The organism is Bradyrhizobium sp. JYMT SZCCT0428, from assembly GCF_018131075.1.
Lineage (GTDB): Bacteria > Pseudomonadota > Alphaproteobacteria > Rhizobiales > Xanthobacteraceae > Bradyrhizobium.
This window is the reverse complement of the sequence record NZ_JAFCLS010000030.1, coordinates 101973-114807: the sequence shown is the minus strand read 5'-3', so window position 1 is coordinate 114807 and position 12835 is coordinate 101973. Positions and strand designations below refer to the sequence as shown.

13 protein-coding genes and 3 pseudogenes are annotated in these 12835 nt (G+C 56.7%); 6 read left to right on the top strand and 10 right to left on the bottom strand.

All coding sequences use genetic code 11. The annotated features are described in order from the left end of the window. Both JQ575_RS27815 and JQ575_RS27810 read right to left on the bottom strand, forming a co-directional pair. Positions 1-552: substrate-binding domain-containing protein (locus JQ575_RS27815; RefSeq protein WP_212036404.1), on the bottom strand; the 552-nt coding region annotated here is incomplete at its 3' end. Positions 553-596: 44 nt separating this feature from the next. Then, complete coding sequence (locus JQ575_RS27810; RefSeq protein WP_212036403.1) at positions 597-2090, bottom strand: CHASE3 domain-containing protein; 1494 nt, start codon at positions 2088-2090, stop codon at positions 597-599. A gap of 549 nt (positions 2091-2639) precedes the next feature. Here JQ575_RS27810 and JQ575_RS27805 point away from each other — a divergent pair. The 3 genes and pseudogenes from JQ575_RS27805 to JQ575_RS27800 all read left to right on the top strand — a co-directional run bounded on the left by JQ575_RS27805 (position 2640) and on the right by JQ575_RS27800 (position 4483). Beyond that, positions 2640-2984: a response regulator gene (locus JQ575_RS27805; RefSeq protein WP_212036401.1), complete on the top strand. Its 345-nt coding sequence runs from the start codon at positions 2640-2642 to the stop codon at positions 2982-2984. Between the two features lie 224 nt (positions 2985-3208). Beyond that, positions 3209-3455, top strand: a pseudogene (locus JQ575_RS44945) (magnesium and cobalt transport protein CorA); the annotation flags it as partial. Positions 3456-3547: 92 nt separating this feature from the next. Further along, positions 3548-4483 carry a cyclase family protein gene (locus JQ575_RS27800; RefSeq protein ID WP_212036399.1) on the top strand — a complete coding sequence of 312 codons (936 nt, stop codon included), beginning with the start codon at positions 3548-3550 and terminating at the stop codon, positions 4481-4483. A 279-nt stretch (positions 4484-4762) separates the two neighbouring features. Here JQ575_RS27800 and JQ575_RS27795 read toward each other — a convergent pair. Next, positions 4763-5080 (bottom strand): annotated as a pseudogene (locus tag JQ575_RS27795) (integration host factor subunit alpha). Between JQ575_RS27795 and JQ575_RS27790 the strand changes: the two are divergent. Next, positions 5055-5419 (top strand): annotated as a pseudogene (locus tag JQ575_RS27790) (transposase); the annotation flags it as partial. The pseudogenes JQ575_RS27795 and JQ575_RS27790 sit on opposite strands and share 26 nt — an antisense overlap. Positions 5420-5596: 177 nt before the next feature. Here the strand turns inward: JQ575_RS27790 and pqqA are convergent. The 4 genes from pqqA to JQ575_RS27770 form a co-directional block, all read right to left on the bottom strand. Further along, positions 5597-5677: a pyrroloquinoline quinone precursor peptide PqqA gene (gene pqqA, locus JQ575_RS27785; RefSeq protein ID WP_212036407.1), complete on the bottom strand. Its 81-nt coding sequence runs from the start codon at positions 5675-5677 to the stop codon at positions 5597-5599. A gap of 187 nt (positions 5678-5864) precedes the next feature. Then, positions 5865-6173, bottom strand: coding sequence for a c-type cytochrome (locus JQ575_RS27780; RefSeq protein ID WP_212036398.1), 309 nt, complete (start codon positions 6171-6173; stop codon positions 5865-5867). Positions 6174-6281: 108 nt separating this feature from the next. Beyond that, positions 6282-7562: a sorbosone dehydrogenase family protein gene (locus tag JQ575_RS27775; protein ID WP_212036397.1), complete on the bottom strand. Its 1281-nt coding sequence runs from the start codon at positions 7560-7562 to the stop codon at positions 6282-6284. 769 nt (positions 7563-8331) lie between these two features. After that, a complete protein-coding gene (locus tag JQ575_RS27770) occupies positions 8332-8577 on the bottom strand; it encodes a hypothetical protein (protein ID WP_212036396.1) in 246 nt (81 codons plus the stop codon). A 247-nt stretch (positions 8578-8824) separates the two neighbouring features. Between JQ575_RS27770 and JQ575_RS27765 the strand changes: the two genes are divergently transcribed. After that, on the top strand, positions 8825-9070 hold the full coding sequence (locus tag JQ575_RS27765; RefSeq protein ID WP_212036393.1) for a helix-turn-helix domain-containing protein: 246 nt from the start codon (positions 8825-8827) through the stop codon (positions 9068-9070). A 58-nt stretch (positions 9071-9128) separates the two neighbouring features. Here JQ575_RS27765 and JQ575_RS27760 read toward each other — a convergent pair whose 3' ends face one another. From JQ575_RS27760 to JQ575_RS27750, 3 genes are all read right to left on the bottom strand, one after another. Next, complete coding sequence (locus tag JQ575_RS27760; protein ID WP_212036391.1) at positions 9129-9686, bottom strand: HD domain-containing protein; 558 nt, start codon at positions 9684-9686, stop codon at positions 9129-9131. A gap of 328 nt (positions 9687-10014) precedes the next feature. Further along, positions 10015-11190 (bottom strand): hypothetical protein, encoded by a 1176-nt coding sequence (locus JQ575_RS27755; protein ID WP_212036389.1) that lies wholly within the window; start codon positions 11188-11190, stop codon positions 10015-10017. Positions 11191-11438: 248 nt separating this feature from the next. Beyond that, a complete protein-coding gene (locus tag JQ575_RS27750; protein WP_212036387.1) occupies positions 11439-12077 on the bottom strand; it encodes a recombinase family protein in 639 nt (212 codons plus the stop codon). 270 nt (positions 12078-12347) lie between these two features. On the opposite strand from JQ575_RS27750, the gene JQ575_RS27745 reads away from it, so the two are divergent. Further along, complete coding sequence (locus JQ575_RS27745; RefSeq protein WP_212036385.1) at positions 12348-12833, top strand: hypothetical protein; 486 nt, start codon at positions 12348-12350, stop codon at positions 12831-12833. Positions 12834-12835: the final 2 nt, after the last annotated feature.

The following is a 12835-nucleotide window of genomic DNA, read 5'->3' as shown; positions in this document are numbered from 1 at the left end:
GACAAACCGTGGCGCAAGGAACTGCAGGCTGTCGTGCGTCAGCAAGACGACGTTCGCCTTCCCTTTCAATCTATCCCGGATGTACGCCGCTGCTGCATCACCCAGCACTTTCCCCGTTAGGTACTGGGGGGCGTTGAGTAGCGAAGTCGCCGGTGGAGGGACAACCGCACCAACATAGGCACCTTGCCAAATCACCCTGCGCAGAGCAGGAGCCAGCGATGCGGGATCGACCGGCGCCACGACCAGAGCACCAATATTCGACGATCGAACGCTTTCGACCTGTTCGATCATCCTGTTTCCGTCATTCTCAGCAACTGTGCTCGCATACGCCAAGCCGCGATCTTTCGCAGCCATCGACAGCCCCCTCCCGACGCCTTGGATGAATTCGCGCTCGTTGTCCTGCGCAAATGCCAGAGTCTTGCTGAGTGAAGGCGGCGAACTGCACGCCGGGGCATTTTGATCGAACGGCGGGAAAACGCGCGGCACCGTGATGCCGCCTGGCCCCTCTTGCGCCGCCGCCTGCCAGCAACCCACCACGAACGCGGGCACCATCAAGGCGATCCACTTCCATCGTCCGGCTTTAGGGTGCATCGGCATCACGCGGCCGAAGCAAAATGAGATTTGAATTCTCGCGGCAGGACGACGCGAAAAATCGTGCCCTTGTCCAATTCGGAGGTGGCGAAGACTTCTCCTCCAAGGTTCCCGACCAACGTCCGCACATAGGCAAGTCCCACCCCTTCGCCGGGCTGATCGATCTTTCCGACCCGTCTGAAAAGCTCGAAAATCCTGTTCATATCACCGGGCGCAATGCCCCTGCCATTGTCTGCTATTTCGAGAGCAATCTGATCGTTCGGCAAGGCCGAGCTGCGAACCACGATCCGCAAGAGGCGCGCCTGGGCACGATACTTTACCGCATTGTCAAGGAGGTTACCTATCACCTGCCCCAGGGACAGCTTGTCGGACACGATGGAAGAAACGCCGAGATCGACGACGACTTCGCCAGCCGCCGCAGACAATTGATGTTGAATGGCCGCCGAGCTAGACGATACGAGTTCGCGGAGATCGATGACTTCCGCATTCAGCACTCGGCCGCCCTCCCGAGAGATTTTGAGGACAGCGCTGAGCAGATTGTCCAGCTTCGCAGCCGACGTTCGAATATATCCGATCGCCTCGGGCATATCCTGCGACGCGACCCGCTTCACTTGTTGATATCCGGGATCATCGGTGTCCGGCTTGGCGCCGTCGATAAACTTCCGCACGTCCTGAACGCCGTCTGCCAATTCGCTGGTGAAGCCGACGATGCTGACCAGGGGGGCTCGCATGTCGTGCGAAAGCAGATGAGCGAATTGTTGAATTTCTCCGTTGGCTCTGGCGAGTGCCGCGGTACGGGCACGAACCCTCTCCTCAAGCGAAAGATTGAGCGCCGTCACCTTGGCCTGGGTCTGCGTCAATTCCCTGGTGTACGTCAAAAGCGTTGCGGCGACCGCGCTGACGACGAGGACGATCAGCACCGCCGCCGCCACCGACGCCCAGCGCAAATTGGCCGCGTTCGTTCGCTGCTCGGCGACGCCAATGGTCAATCGATTATCCATCGACCGAACGATTCCAGACACGAACAAGTTTATTTCGTCCATCAGCGCCTTGCCGCGATTGGTGTTGATGATGGCCAGCGCTTCACTGTCCTTCCGCTCACCCTTCAGGGCGATGGTACGGTCCATCTCCTGGAACTTCTCCGCGAGAACCACGGTCAGGCGCTGTAACACAGCCTTGAACTGAGGATCGGCCCCGAGCATTCGCTTAAGATTGTCGAGCTGCCTGTTAGCAGACGCTTTCGTGGCGTCATACGGAGACAGGTAGATCTCGTTGCCCGTCAGAAGTAATCCCCGCTGGCTCGATTCAGCCGACTGAACAGCGGTACGTATTTCGACAGCGGAGACCCTGACATCTCGTGTGCTGATGACCTCATCGAAATGCTTGTTCGCGCGATCACCAAGTCTCACCGTCATTCCAACAACGGCAAGCAACGCCACGAACCCCGTGATGAGCAGGAGCAGTGAAAATGGAACAATCAAACGCTTTTCGATAAACATTCAGGGGGGACACCAATCAGTAGGATGATCCCATTAGCCGCTATCGTATCGATCCAAGTCAAGGACGAGGGGAGGGGACTGACTAAATTTTACAATACCTCCGCCCTGCTTCTAGAGGTGCGGCCGACCGCTGGTATTGACCCGGATCGAACTTGACGCGATTAGGTTTCGATCTGCGCACCTACTACAGCGCGGCCTGCGAGCATCCGAAGGCGCGATTGCGCCGGTCTGAATGCCCAAGCAAATCCTCGTGCCGGCCGGCGGAAATGCCCAACCGCACAAATGCGAGGTTTACGCAAGCAGATGCAGCACTTGGGCGACCTCACGGACAGCCCGACAATACTAGAGTTTTTACCGCTACGGATGCAACAATGTCACATCTGAGCCGGGTGAAGCCCGCATCCGAAGTAACGCGCAAAGTGAACGATCGGCTCAATTTTGTATCAATGTCAGGAACCGGACATGGCAGATGGCGTTGCATCCACTAGCATTCGGCCCCGATGGGTATGGGGTTCGAGCACAACGAACGGCCGTTCTTGAGAGGCTAATATGTTGAAGTTCATTGCACTTGTTGTGGAGGACGACCCGTTCCAGCGGTCGTTTTTGGCTGACCTTCTGAAAGATGAGGGTCTTCAAGTTGTTGAATGCGCAAGCGCTGAGGCCGCCGAACTGGTCCTCGTTTCAACAGGCAACGAACTTCGGGCGTTGATAACCGATATCAATCTCGCAGGCGACATGTCCGGCCTTGAACTTGCTCAGTTCGCCAAGCGCAGGTTTCCTGACTTGAATGTGGTGATGGTATCCGGTCGAGGTTCGCCCGATGTCCCGCACGACACCCACTTCCTCACGAAGCCTTATATGCCAGACCAGCTACTCGACGCAGTCCTGAAGTGACTTACTGACCCGCGGCGGCGCCTGGTCGTACAACCTTTTAGATATTCGAAGCCCTCAACCCCAGCATGTGCTCATCGGAGCCTCTGCCTTGGAGAAATCTTTCAACCTGCTACGGGCTTCCTGCCCTGGGTCGGCAGTGACCAGTGACGCGGACTATCATTCCATACGTAGTCATCACGTGCCGATTGCTTCCTTCATGGATTCCATTGGAACGCCACACATGAGACGCACTAAAAGCGAACCAGATGGCAAAGGTGGATGTTCATGGCGACCAACTGTTTGCAATGACACGCACGGCTCATCTTGAGCATGATCTTATTGCCTATGGTAAAACAGCAATCTTTGTCAGTTCGGCATGGCTCGGCGCGTGCGCATAGCCGGCTTCGCGCGCAACTCGAGGCGGCACCGAGCTTGCTAGGCCAAGGCCCAGACTACGTGCTCCACGCCATCCTCGACTTTATCGCTGATGGTTCTGTGTCGAAATCGTTGTCCGTTTGCTTCTGCTACGGTAGTCTAAAGGCTCTTAATACCAAACCATAACGTCAACTCTGGGAGGATCTGCGATGCGCCACGCGTTCGTGCTGTGCTGTTCGGCTGCCTTGTTGGGAACGTTTGGAACGGCAAGCGCTCAAGACTGGACGAAATCGAAATGGGGACCGAACGACGAGATCGGCGCCGCCAACTATATGACCCCGGAGCTCGTTGTGAAGGCGGCTGGCCTAGTCAAGACCGGCAAGACCTACGCGCTTGGCATTCCCGTCGACTCCACAACGCCGGCCTACCCGCCGCGCGCCTTCAAGATCACCATCGTTCAACCCGGTCAGGCCGGCATCCCGGGTCTCGGACCGAGCAAGATGACCTACAATGACGACATTATCGAAGGCTGGGTGGGCGTCGGCAGCCAGCTGGACGGTCTCGGCCATATCGGCGTCGAGCACGTCTACTACAATGGCAACAAGCTCGCCGATTTCGCCGATCCCACCGGACTGAAGAAACTTGGCGTCGAAAAAATCCCGCCGATGGTGGCCCGTGGCGTGCTTCTCGACATGGCCGCTCACTACGGTACGGACGTGGTGAAGGAAGGCACCGCCTTCAACGTCAAGGAGATCGAGGAAGTCGTCAAGAAACAAGGCGTCGAAATCCGTCAGGGCGACGTCGTGATATTCCACACCGGTTGGCTCAGCCTGATCGGCAAGGACGACAAGCGCTTTGGCGCCGGCGAACCCGGCCTTGGCGTCGAAGGTGCCAAGTACCTCACCGGCAAAGGCGTGGTCGCGGTCGGCGCCGATACCTGGGGGCTCGAAGCGGTCCCGTTCGAGACCAAGAACATCTTCGAGGTGCACCAGATCCTGCTGCCGATGAACGGCACCTACATTCTCGAAAACATGAACACCGCCGACCTCGCCAAGGACAAGGCCTATGAGTTCCTGTTCGTGCTCGGCCAGCCGCGCTTCAAGGGCGGCGTGCAGAGCATGATCAATCCCGTGGCGATCCGCTAACACCGCGTCGTGACCTGCGTGGCCTTCCTTTTTGGGACGCCACGTCGGCGGCGGTTGTATCCGAACCGGGCCAAAAGCTTCTACGGTTAGTACTGAAAATCCAAGCAGTCGGCTAAGGGGGTGTGTGGTCCGGCCGCGCTCCTGCTCCCATGCAGGGAAAGTGCGGTGCTGACGGCTCTCCATGTCGCATGTGGGTCAAAACGGACCTAAAATTGCCCTTGCTCAACGTCCGCTAGGACGTCAAGAGCGGCCGCAGAAGCGCTGAAGAGCCAAGCTCCGCTATCGTAGTGCCTTTGTTCCAGACGGATTGCCGTTGATCTGTTGTTTCAGGATCGCCGACGGTTTGAATACCACGACCCTACGGGGCGAAATTGTCGCCTCAGTTCCAGTCTTTGGATTGCGGCCGAGGCGCTGTTTCTTCTTGCGCACGATGAACGAGCCGAACGACGAGAGCTTAACGGTCGCCCTTCACCAAGGTGTCGGTGATCTCGTTGAGCATTAATTCAACCATGGCCAAACACTCGGATCGTGACAGGCCGCGGTCTGGTAAACGGCTTCGTAGAGATCGATGCGCGTGACGCGGCTGTGTGGTGAGATCGACGACAAGGTGAAGGCGTTCCTCGGCCGCCCGATTGAGGGCGATTGGCCGTATCTGTGGATCGATGCCACCTATGTGAAGGTGCGCCAGAACGCCGCATCGTCTTTGTCGCGGTGATTGTCGCGGTCGGCGTCAACAGTGACGGCCGGCGTGAAGTTCTCGTCATGGACATTGGCCCTTCCGAGGCCGAAACATTCTGGACGGCGTTCCTGCGCAAGCTTGCCCGCCGCGGCCTGCGCGGCGTCAAGCTTGTCGTCTCCGACGCCTACGAGGGCATCAAGGCCACCGTGGCCAAGGTGCTCAACGCCACTTGGCAGCGCTGCCGCGTCCACTTCATATTTATCAGAACCAGCCTACCGCAGCGCGTCGATCATACATATAAAATGAATCGTCGACCCCTGAAACCGGCGGGCCAGTGCGCGAATGCATCCTAATAGAATCGATCATTAATTCTCACAAAAAACCGCCCCGGTCAGGGGCGGCCTTCACGCGACGTTTCGTCGGCGAGCGGGGGTTTATTTACGGGCCGCGCAGGCATACATGTTGATTTCCATGCCAACCGGCAATTCAACTATCTTTGGGGTCTTCCAGGACATTTGAGCTCCTTGCTTTGGGCAAAACGGACGAATTTTTCGTCCTATGCGTTGAACTAATACAATTTATTTCAGAAGTCGAATCGAACTAGAAGCGCGGCGTGTGCAGTCTCCGTTATCGCCCAATAACAAACCGGGTAATTGCGAAAGACGCCGTGAATTGCGATGAGTCGTCGAGAAACGCGCGCGGTTATTGCAGTGATAGAATCCACTTCACCAGAGTTTCGGCTTCTGCCGGAGTGACGCTCGCTTGCGCGGGCATCGGCGTCTCACCCCAACTGCCTCCGCCGCCCTTGACCACCTTCTCACTTAGCTTAGTAACAGCCGCCTCATCCTTGGCGTATCGCTCGGCCACAGCCTTGTACGCCGGACCAATCATTTTTCTTTCCACGTGGTGGCAGGCGACACAATTTTTGCTTCTAGCCAGCTCAGGGCTGGCTAGGGCCGATGAGGACATGAGCAGAGCGAAGCCAGCAGTTATATAGCGGGTGTCAACCATCAGCAGAATTCCAATTAGGAGTGTTAAGGCCCTTGCGCTAGACCCTTGTGGAACTTCACGCACTCGGCCGCGCCGCCGAAGTGACGGCGCGGCCGACGCTGATCGCGCTCAGTTGGCCTTAAGCTGGTAAAGTTCGCCCGTGTCGGTGGACACGTACATGCTTCCGTCTGGACCTTGCACAACAGATCGGAAGCGGCCCGCTGGCATCGGGAGAGATACCGTCGTGCGGGTGGCTGACGAACCGTCCGGCGTGATGTCGAGCACGTCAAGGCGATTACCCACTGGCGTTCCGTGAATGCCGATCCCCGTAAAAGTTACCACCATTCGGCCGTTCCAGTCCTTCCACTGCGGGCCGTTCAGGAACGTGCATCCCATCATTCCCTGCGAAAGCGTGTCATTGTTCCAGGCCGGCTTCATCGCATTCGGATAGGTCTTGGTATCTGTCATCGGCATAAATGCCGCACGTTCTTTGGGGTCCATCGCGCCCAATTGATTGGGCGAGTATCCGCAGTATTTGTCAGGACAGTCACCGCGCCCACCAACGTTGGGGCGGGGATCCCATCCGGCGTTTCCGCCAGCAACAAGGGCCGTCACCTCATCGCTATGCCACGGTCCATTTTCGGACGTGAAGGGCTGATTATTACCGGGCCGGAAGCAGATTCCCTGCGGATTGCGGTGCCCGTAGGTGAAGATCCGAGGATCAAAGCCCTGAGGGGCATTATTGCCGGGCGCCGCTTTGCCGTCCCGGGTGATCCGAAGCACCTTGCCTCCCATGAGGGTTGGGCTCTGCGGCACCTCGCCGTTGTGGGTGTCCCCCGTTGTCACATACAAGAAGCCGTCCGCCGGCCCAAAGCGGAGGCGCCCCCCATTGTGCGCGCCAGGGTCGCCGAACGGATGGTCGCTCTTAAGGGGTTTGTAGGCGATGTCAGTGACAATATCCTGCCGGTCCGAAACACTGGTCAGATCGGGACTGACCGTCAGGCGCAGAACGCGGTTGCTCCCGGGGGCGGTCATGCTTGATGCCGAATACACGTAGATGAAACGGTTGGTCGCGAACTCAGGATCGATTGCCACCCCGGCCATGCCCGCCTGTCCGCTGCAAAACAGGTCCGAAGCCGTCTGAGTAAATCCTTTAGAGTCTTTGATCCCAAGGAGCGGGACAACCGTCCCAGAGGGCAACCGCACTGAAAGGCCGCCGCATCGCTCAGTGAAGAACATGGCGCGGTCAGGCAGAAACGCCATGTCCCATATCACGTTGTCTCGGTCCTTCAGCACGGTCGTGCTGCTCACGATGGGCGTTCCGCCGGAGCCTTGAGCCACCGCCGACCCGGGTAGGGCCAGTACGGCGAACAAAGCACAAGGCAACACGTAGCTCTTACGTCGCGTCATCGATGTTTCCTCCAATTATTTGAAATTCACGACCGTGCTGCGTCGGCCGCTCGCCTCGTTTTTTCCGGGCACTTAATGCTACGCCAACAACTCTGGGTGTCAATCGGCGTACAAAATGGGGCTGACGCGCAAACGCGCAAGCGGCTAGCTAGGTCGGGTTAAACAGCCTCTTCGTCTCCTGCTGGCACGGAACGGACCTGTGCGTGTAGCTTGGGGATGTGGGCTATCGGGGAGAGACCGGACGTGCCGCACCGAGGGTTCGAGGTCGCCTTTTGACTTGATGCGTAGCCCGGATTAGGGATGATCTGCGCGCCTTCGACCCGGCGACACCGCCGACCGGAGAGATGCGTCCGTCGACTAGGTAATTCACCATTTTCATCGTTCCATAGTTTAGTCAGAGAACGGTGAAACGATAGAAATGGTCTTTCGCTTCACGCTCCTTTTTTCTGCAAGCCATTCCTATGCTACAGTCAAGTCGCAAGCAATCAGAGAAGCCGCTTGACCTTCCGCCACTCTGACGGAATAGCTTTCCATCGGTCTGGCCAGGAAGCTCGCACTAAAGGCGAGGGATGATCAGATCTGAAAATGTTGAGCCCAGTGTTTAGAAGATAGGATCTCGCCTCGGCGGCTTTGCTGCCGACCAACATTACGGCGCGTAGACTGGGAAGCAAGTGAATTAATTCGACCGACCGGCTCTTACCTTCCAGCAGCTCCGATCTCTTAATCGCAAGTCTACCGTTCCACCAGGGGATGACGTTCCAGAGGATCGTCAGCTCGCGTGGTATTCCAGCCTGTCGCATGAAATTGAATACGGCTTCAGCGGTCGGATCATCATTGTCGCGGCTGATGAAGCCAGAACCTGGGCGTCGCCCTTTCCTACTGCCGCGGTCATGGGACCGGGTTTCTCGAACAAGAACAGCACCCGCGCTTCTATGCCGCCGTCTGCTGGATCGAAATCAGGAACCTCCACCCCCGGACGGCGCAGTCGCTCGGCGTAGCTCGCCAATTCAATCATGTGCGGCGATCGGAGCATCGCTCGTCGTTGTTCACGCACAGCCGGGTCGCGCATCGAACGTGGTTTAATGGCCTCAGACAACGGTAAGACCCGCTGGGCTTGCGCAGGCCATCACGGCTTCTCACGGGCGCGGGCTAGTCGCGGAAGCCAGCTTACCGATAACGTCCAAATCACATCCATTTGGCGAAATTATCAGATTTCAACAATTCCGATTATTTGTACTGCCCCTCGTTACTTCGGGCAGGCGATGTCGCGCACACTCCGGTCAAGCCGGCAAAAGAAGCTGATTGCGTTGATTATCGCTGAGAGAAAGGCGGCCGGACTGACACAGGCTGAGGTCGCCAAAAAGCTGCGCCGCTATCAATCCATTGTCGCCAACATCGAGAGTGGTGAGCGCCGGATCGACGTTGTCGAGTTTCTAGACTTAGCGGATGCGATTGGGTTCGACGCAGGAAAGATCATCGAAAATCTGCAGAGAGGACCGCGGGGCTGATCGCGTCGCACATTCGCCAACTCACTTGTCGTCTTGATGGTCAAACTACTCCGCTACATCAAACACTGGCCATCGGTGGTTCGAGTGACTTGATTGCCCTGTCGGCAGCCTCCTCGAACTGGCCTTCCAGCCAAGGCGAGGTACCCCTAAGCCCGGCCACCACCTCCGTAGCCCACGCGACATACTCTAGCCGACGTTTAACCGACCAATCGGCGGCAGGACTGAACGCAATTGTTCTGAGATTGCTGGTCTTATCGGCCAGCTTTATCAGCTTCGCCTCCCGACTTTTCTTAGGCGCGGTTTCGATCTGTTTACGTTTTCGCTCATCCTTCGGAAGTGCCTTGTCGTCTGTAACCTCCACTACGATATCGGCCACTCGCTTCCCGAATTCCCGGATGATCAACTGAATTGGCACCTCTTGGTCCTCATCAGCGTCGTGAAGCAATGCAGCAATTACCAAGTCGGGATCAGAACCACCGGTGGCTTCCGTCACTAAACTGGCGACTTCAAGTAGATGATTGATGTAAGGCTCCTGAGCAATCCCCTTCCGCCGCTGATGGGCATGCCAACGCGCCGCAGCATCCGCAGCTCTCAAGACAGATACCCATTCCTTCATGTTTATTTTCCTTTGCTGCAATAGGTCGACGTCAGAGCTCTAAGTCGTAATGTGAAATGTCGCCATCCAGGTACGCCTTTTGCGTTGGGGCAACAAATCCAGCATAGTTGTGGATTGGGCCGTCTCTATTGAATTCAACAGAGGGGCGCGGCTGGATGCAATAGCCTAGTTTCAGGCAGCGCGTAATGGGGGTGGATGTGGCCATATGTGGAACGAGCGTATCGTCGTTAGCCCATTACACCAATCTCGCAGGTCTTCAGGGTATTCTCGAAACTGGGCAACTATGGGCGTCGAATGTTGCATTCTTGAACGACCGCGAAGAGCTTCTTCACGGCGTTAACTGTGCAGGGCGCGCGCTATCCGCCATAATCAGGGACAGCAAGCTGGACTTCACCACGATGGATGAAGGAGCGGACTGCCTGCGCATCAAATCGACGATCCCCGTGCTCACGACAAGTGATGCGCGCACAGGAAAGGTGCTGCTGATGTAGATCACATTGTCGTAGTCGTACTTTGCCCCATGCACTTCTCGTGCAGCCTCAATAAACGAGCTTGTTGTACGCGGCGCATTACCCGCGCACCCACGGCAACCGGAACCACGTAAATGGTTCATGGGATTGTGCAGAAAGACCCCGTGGTCTAGATAGACTATTTCTATCCGCTCACTATTCCTCTTCGATTTGAACTTCACTCTTGAGTAATCGTATTTCTTTTCGTGAACGACTTGCGCTTCTCGAACAAATTCTTCCTGATAGATCGCAATCATATTCTTACGCGTCCTACCGCACTGCGGGCATCCATTTCCCTCGTAGTGGGCTCGCGCCTTTTGAACAAACGCGCCGTGCTCAGGGCAAACAATCGTCACGAGGTCGCTGACAGAGGTGAACCTCACATTATCGTAGTCGTATTTGCCGTTATGCCGCTTGCTGGACCGATTTATGAACTCGGCCAAGTCAACTTTTTTCGGAGCCCTTTTGCGAACTTTGGCACATGCGGAGCACCCTCGCCCCTGAAGATGACTTGCTGCATTCAGTTGGAAACGGCCATGAACCCGGCAAACGATCGTCAGTGGCTTCTGGCTGTGACCGTATTCAGTTTTGGAGTAGTCATAGGTATCCCCGTGAACGCTCTTAGCTCTCGCGATGTATTGCGCAGTGCTTAACTTGTGATTTCGAGGATTGTCCCTGTGACACGCAGGGCAACCTCGACCGGCCAAATGATTGCCGGGCATCTGCGTAAATGGACCATGTTCCCGGCAAACGATGGTTACAGGCTTGCGCTTAACTACATATACAGTCTCAGAGTAGTCATACTTCTCGCCGTGAACCGCTTTCGCGCGTGAAATGAACTCGTCTGCCGGAACCTGCGTTCTCTTTCGTTTGCTTACATAGCCACAGGAGGTGCATCCGCTTCCTCGGAGATGGTTGATAGGCTTTTGAGCTATCTCCCCGTGCTCGGAGCTCATGAAGGTAATGCGCTCGTGGCGAGATTTGTACTGCGACATGGAATAATCGTACCGGTTACCATGCACAGCCCTAGCTCGTGTTACGAATTCTTCGGTCGAAAACTTCTTGGCCATATCCGCAGTTGGTTGGGGGAATAAGCACGATGCCCCTACCGGCCTCGCTGGTCAGTAGGCGACGGAACGAAGACATCGATGTCGCATGCCACTTAGAAGGTCGCATTACAAGCCAAGCACGTGTTAAAAAACACTGATTGGGCGCGATGGATCATCATATCGTTGCGGCACCGCTATGCGGCCCAGCTTGCCAGCGCAGCTTCGGCAGATGCGCGGTCATCCCGGATGCGATAGATCGTCTGCCGACTGAGACCGGTGGTCGCCGCGATCTCACCGATACCTTTCGATAGGTCCAGCATGTTGCACACTGTCGAGAGCTGGCTTCGCGTGAAGCTGGGCTTGCGTCCACGGTACTTCGTCTTTGCATAATTCGCCTTCGCCAGCGCGATGCCGCCCCGCTGGGCCTCCTTGATGGCCTCGGCATTGGCCTGCGCTGTAGCCGCCAAGAAGCCAATCAGCGCGTCACGCACGGCTTGTTGCATCGGGTCGCTGGTTGCGCCGTCGAAGGTCAGGCCATTGATGACCGTGCGGACGACGACGCCGCGCCGCATGAACTCCTGAATGGTGTCCCGAACGTCGCTGTAGTTGCGGCCAAGACGGTCAACCCATCGCACCAGCAGCGTGTCCCCCTCGCGAAGAATGTCGAAAAGCCGCTTACCGTTTGGCCGCTCAGCGAACAACGTGCTGACGCCTGACACACCATGGTCCGCAACGACGCGGGCGATCTTGAAGCCCGCTGCTTCGGCCTGTGCCTGCTGATGTTCGATGTTCTGATCGACGGTTGAGACCCGTGCATAGAAGATGGTAGCCAACGTCCGCTCCTGTGTCCGTAAGGGTGATGACCATAGACAATCATGTCCGTTGGTCGAAGTCAACCCTAACGGACGGCATTCTTGGGCGGTTCGCGATGACCGCATGAGCATACCCATACGGACGGAGAGCCCTTGCGAGAATTTCTTATGTTTGACCGGAGCGCTCCGCGTCCGATAGACAGGGCTGCTTATTCGATTCGACTCTTAACCTGAGGTTAGAGCGAATCATGAATCGTAAGCTGGCCCCGCAAGGGCAAAAAGGACATCACCATGGATGGCCGACTCATCGTTCTAAAGCGCTTTGTTGAAGCGCTGGGCGAGCCCGCTGATATCAGCAGCATCGACAGCCGTAAGCGATTTCAGAAAGCGGTGTACTTAGGGCAATTGGCCGGTGTTGATCTCGGCTACCGGTACAGTTGGTATGTTCGAGGTCCTTACTCGACAGCCCTCACCAAAGACTATTATGCACTTGCTTCGGCACTCGCCGCGGGTGACCAACCCCCTGAAGACAAAAAACTCAAACCCGCGCTTCAGGAAAAGTTAGCGGCGCTGCGAGGTTTGTTTACGGTCCCGCCCGACGTCGGCTTGGACGAACCGGCTTGGTACGAACTCTTGGCCTCTTGGCACTATCTCTTGAAGGTCAGTGGGCTCGCTCCGCAGAAGGCGCAGGAAACGATGAGCAGTACCAAGCCTCATCTTGTCAGTTACATCAGCAAAGCTGATCAGGAGTTGCGTCAGCGGCGGCTGCTTGACTGAAA

Coding starts and splice junctions, on each gene's coding strand:
- JQ575_RS27810 (WP_212036403.1), bottom strand. CDS start 2,090: ATGTTTATCGAAAAGCGTTTGATTGTTCCATTTTCACTGCTCCTGCTC.
- JQ575_RS27805 (WP_212036401.1), top strand. CDS start 2,640: ATGTTGAAGTTCATTGCACTTGTTGTGGAGGACGACCCGTTCCAGCGG.
- JQ575_RS27800 (WP_212036399.1), top strand. CDS start 3,548: ATGCGCCACGCGTTCGTGCTGTGCTGTTCGGCTGCCTTGTTGGGAACG.
- pqqA (WP_212036407.1), bottom strand. CDS start 5,677: ATGTCCTGGAAGACCCCAAAGATAGTTGAATTGCCGGTTGGCATGGAA.
- JQ575_RS27780 (WP_212036398.1), bottom strand. CDS start 6,173: ATGGTTGACACCCGCTATATAACTGCTGGCTTCGCTCTGCTCATGTCC.
- JQ575_RS27775 (WP_212036397.1), bottom strand. CDS start 7,562: ATGACGCGACGTAAGAGCTACGTGTTGCCTTGTGCTTTGTTCGCCGTA.
- JQ575_RS27770 (WP_212036396.1), bottom strand. CDS start 8,577: ATGATTGAATTGGCGAGCTACGCCGAGCGACTGCGCCGTCCGGGGGTG.
- JQ575_RS27765 (WP_212036393.1), top strand. CDS start 8,825: ATGTCGCGCACACTCCGGTCAAGCCGGCAAAAGAAGCTGATTGCGTTG.
- JQ575_RS27760 (WP_212036391.1), bottom strand. CDS start 9,686: ATGAAGGAATGGGTATCTGTCTTGAGAGCTGCGGATGCTGCGGCGCGT.
- JQ575_RS27755 (WP_212036389.1), bottom strand. CDS start 11,190: ATGTCGCAGTACAAATCTCGCCACGAGCGCATTACCTTCATGAGCTCC.
- JQ575_RS27745 (WP_212036385.1), top strand. CDS start 12,348: ATGGATGGCCGACTCATCGTTCTAAAGCGCTTTGTTGAAGCGCTGGGC.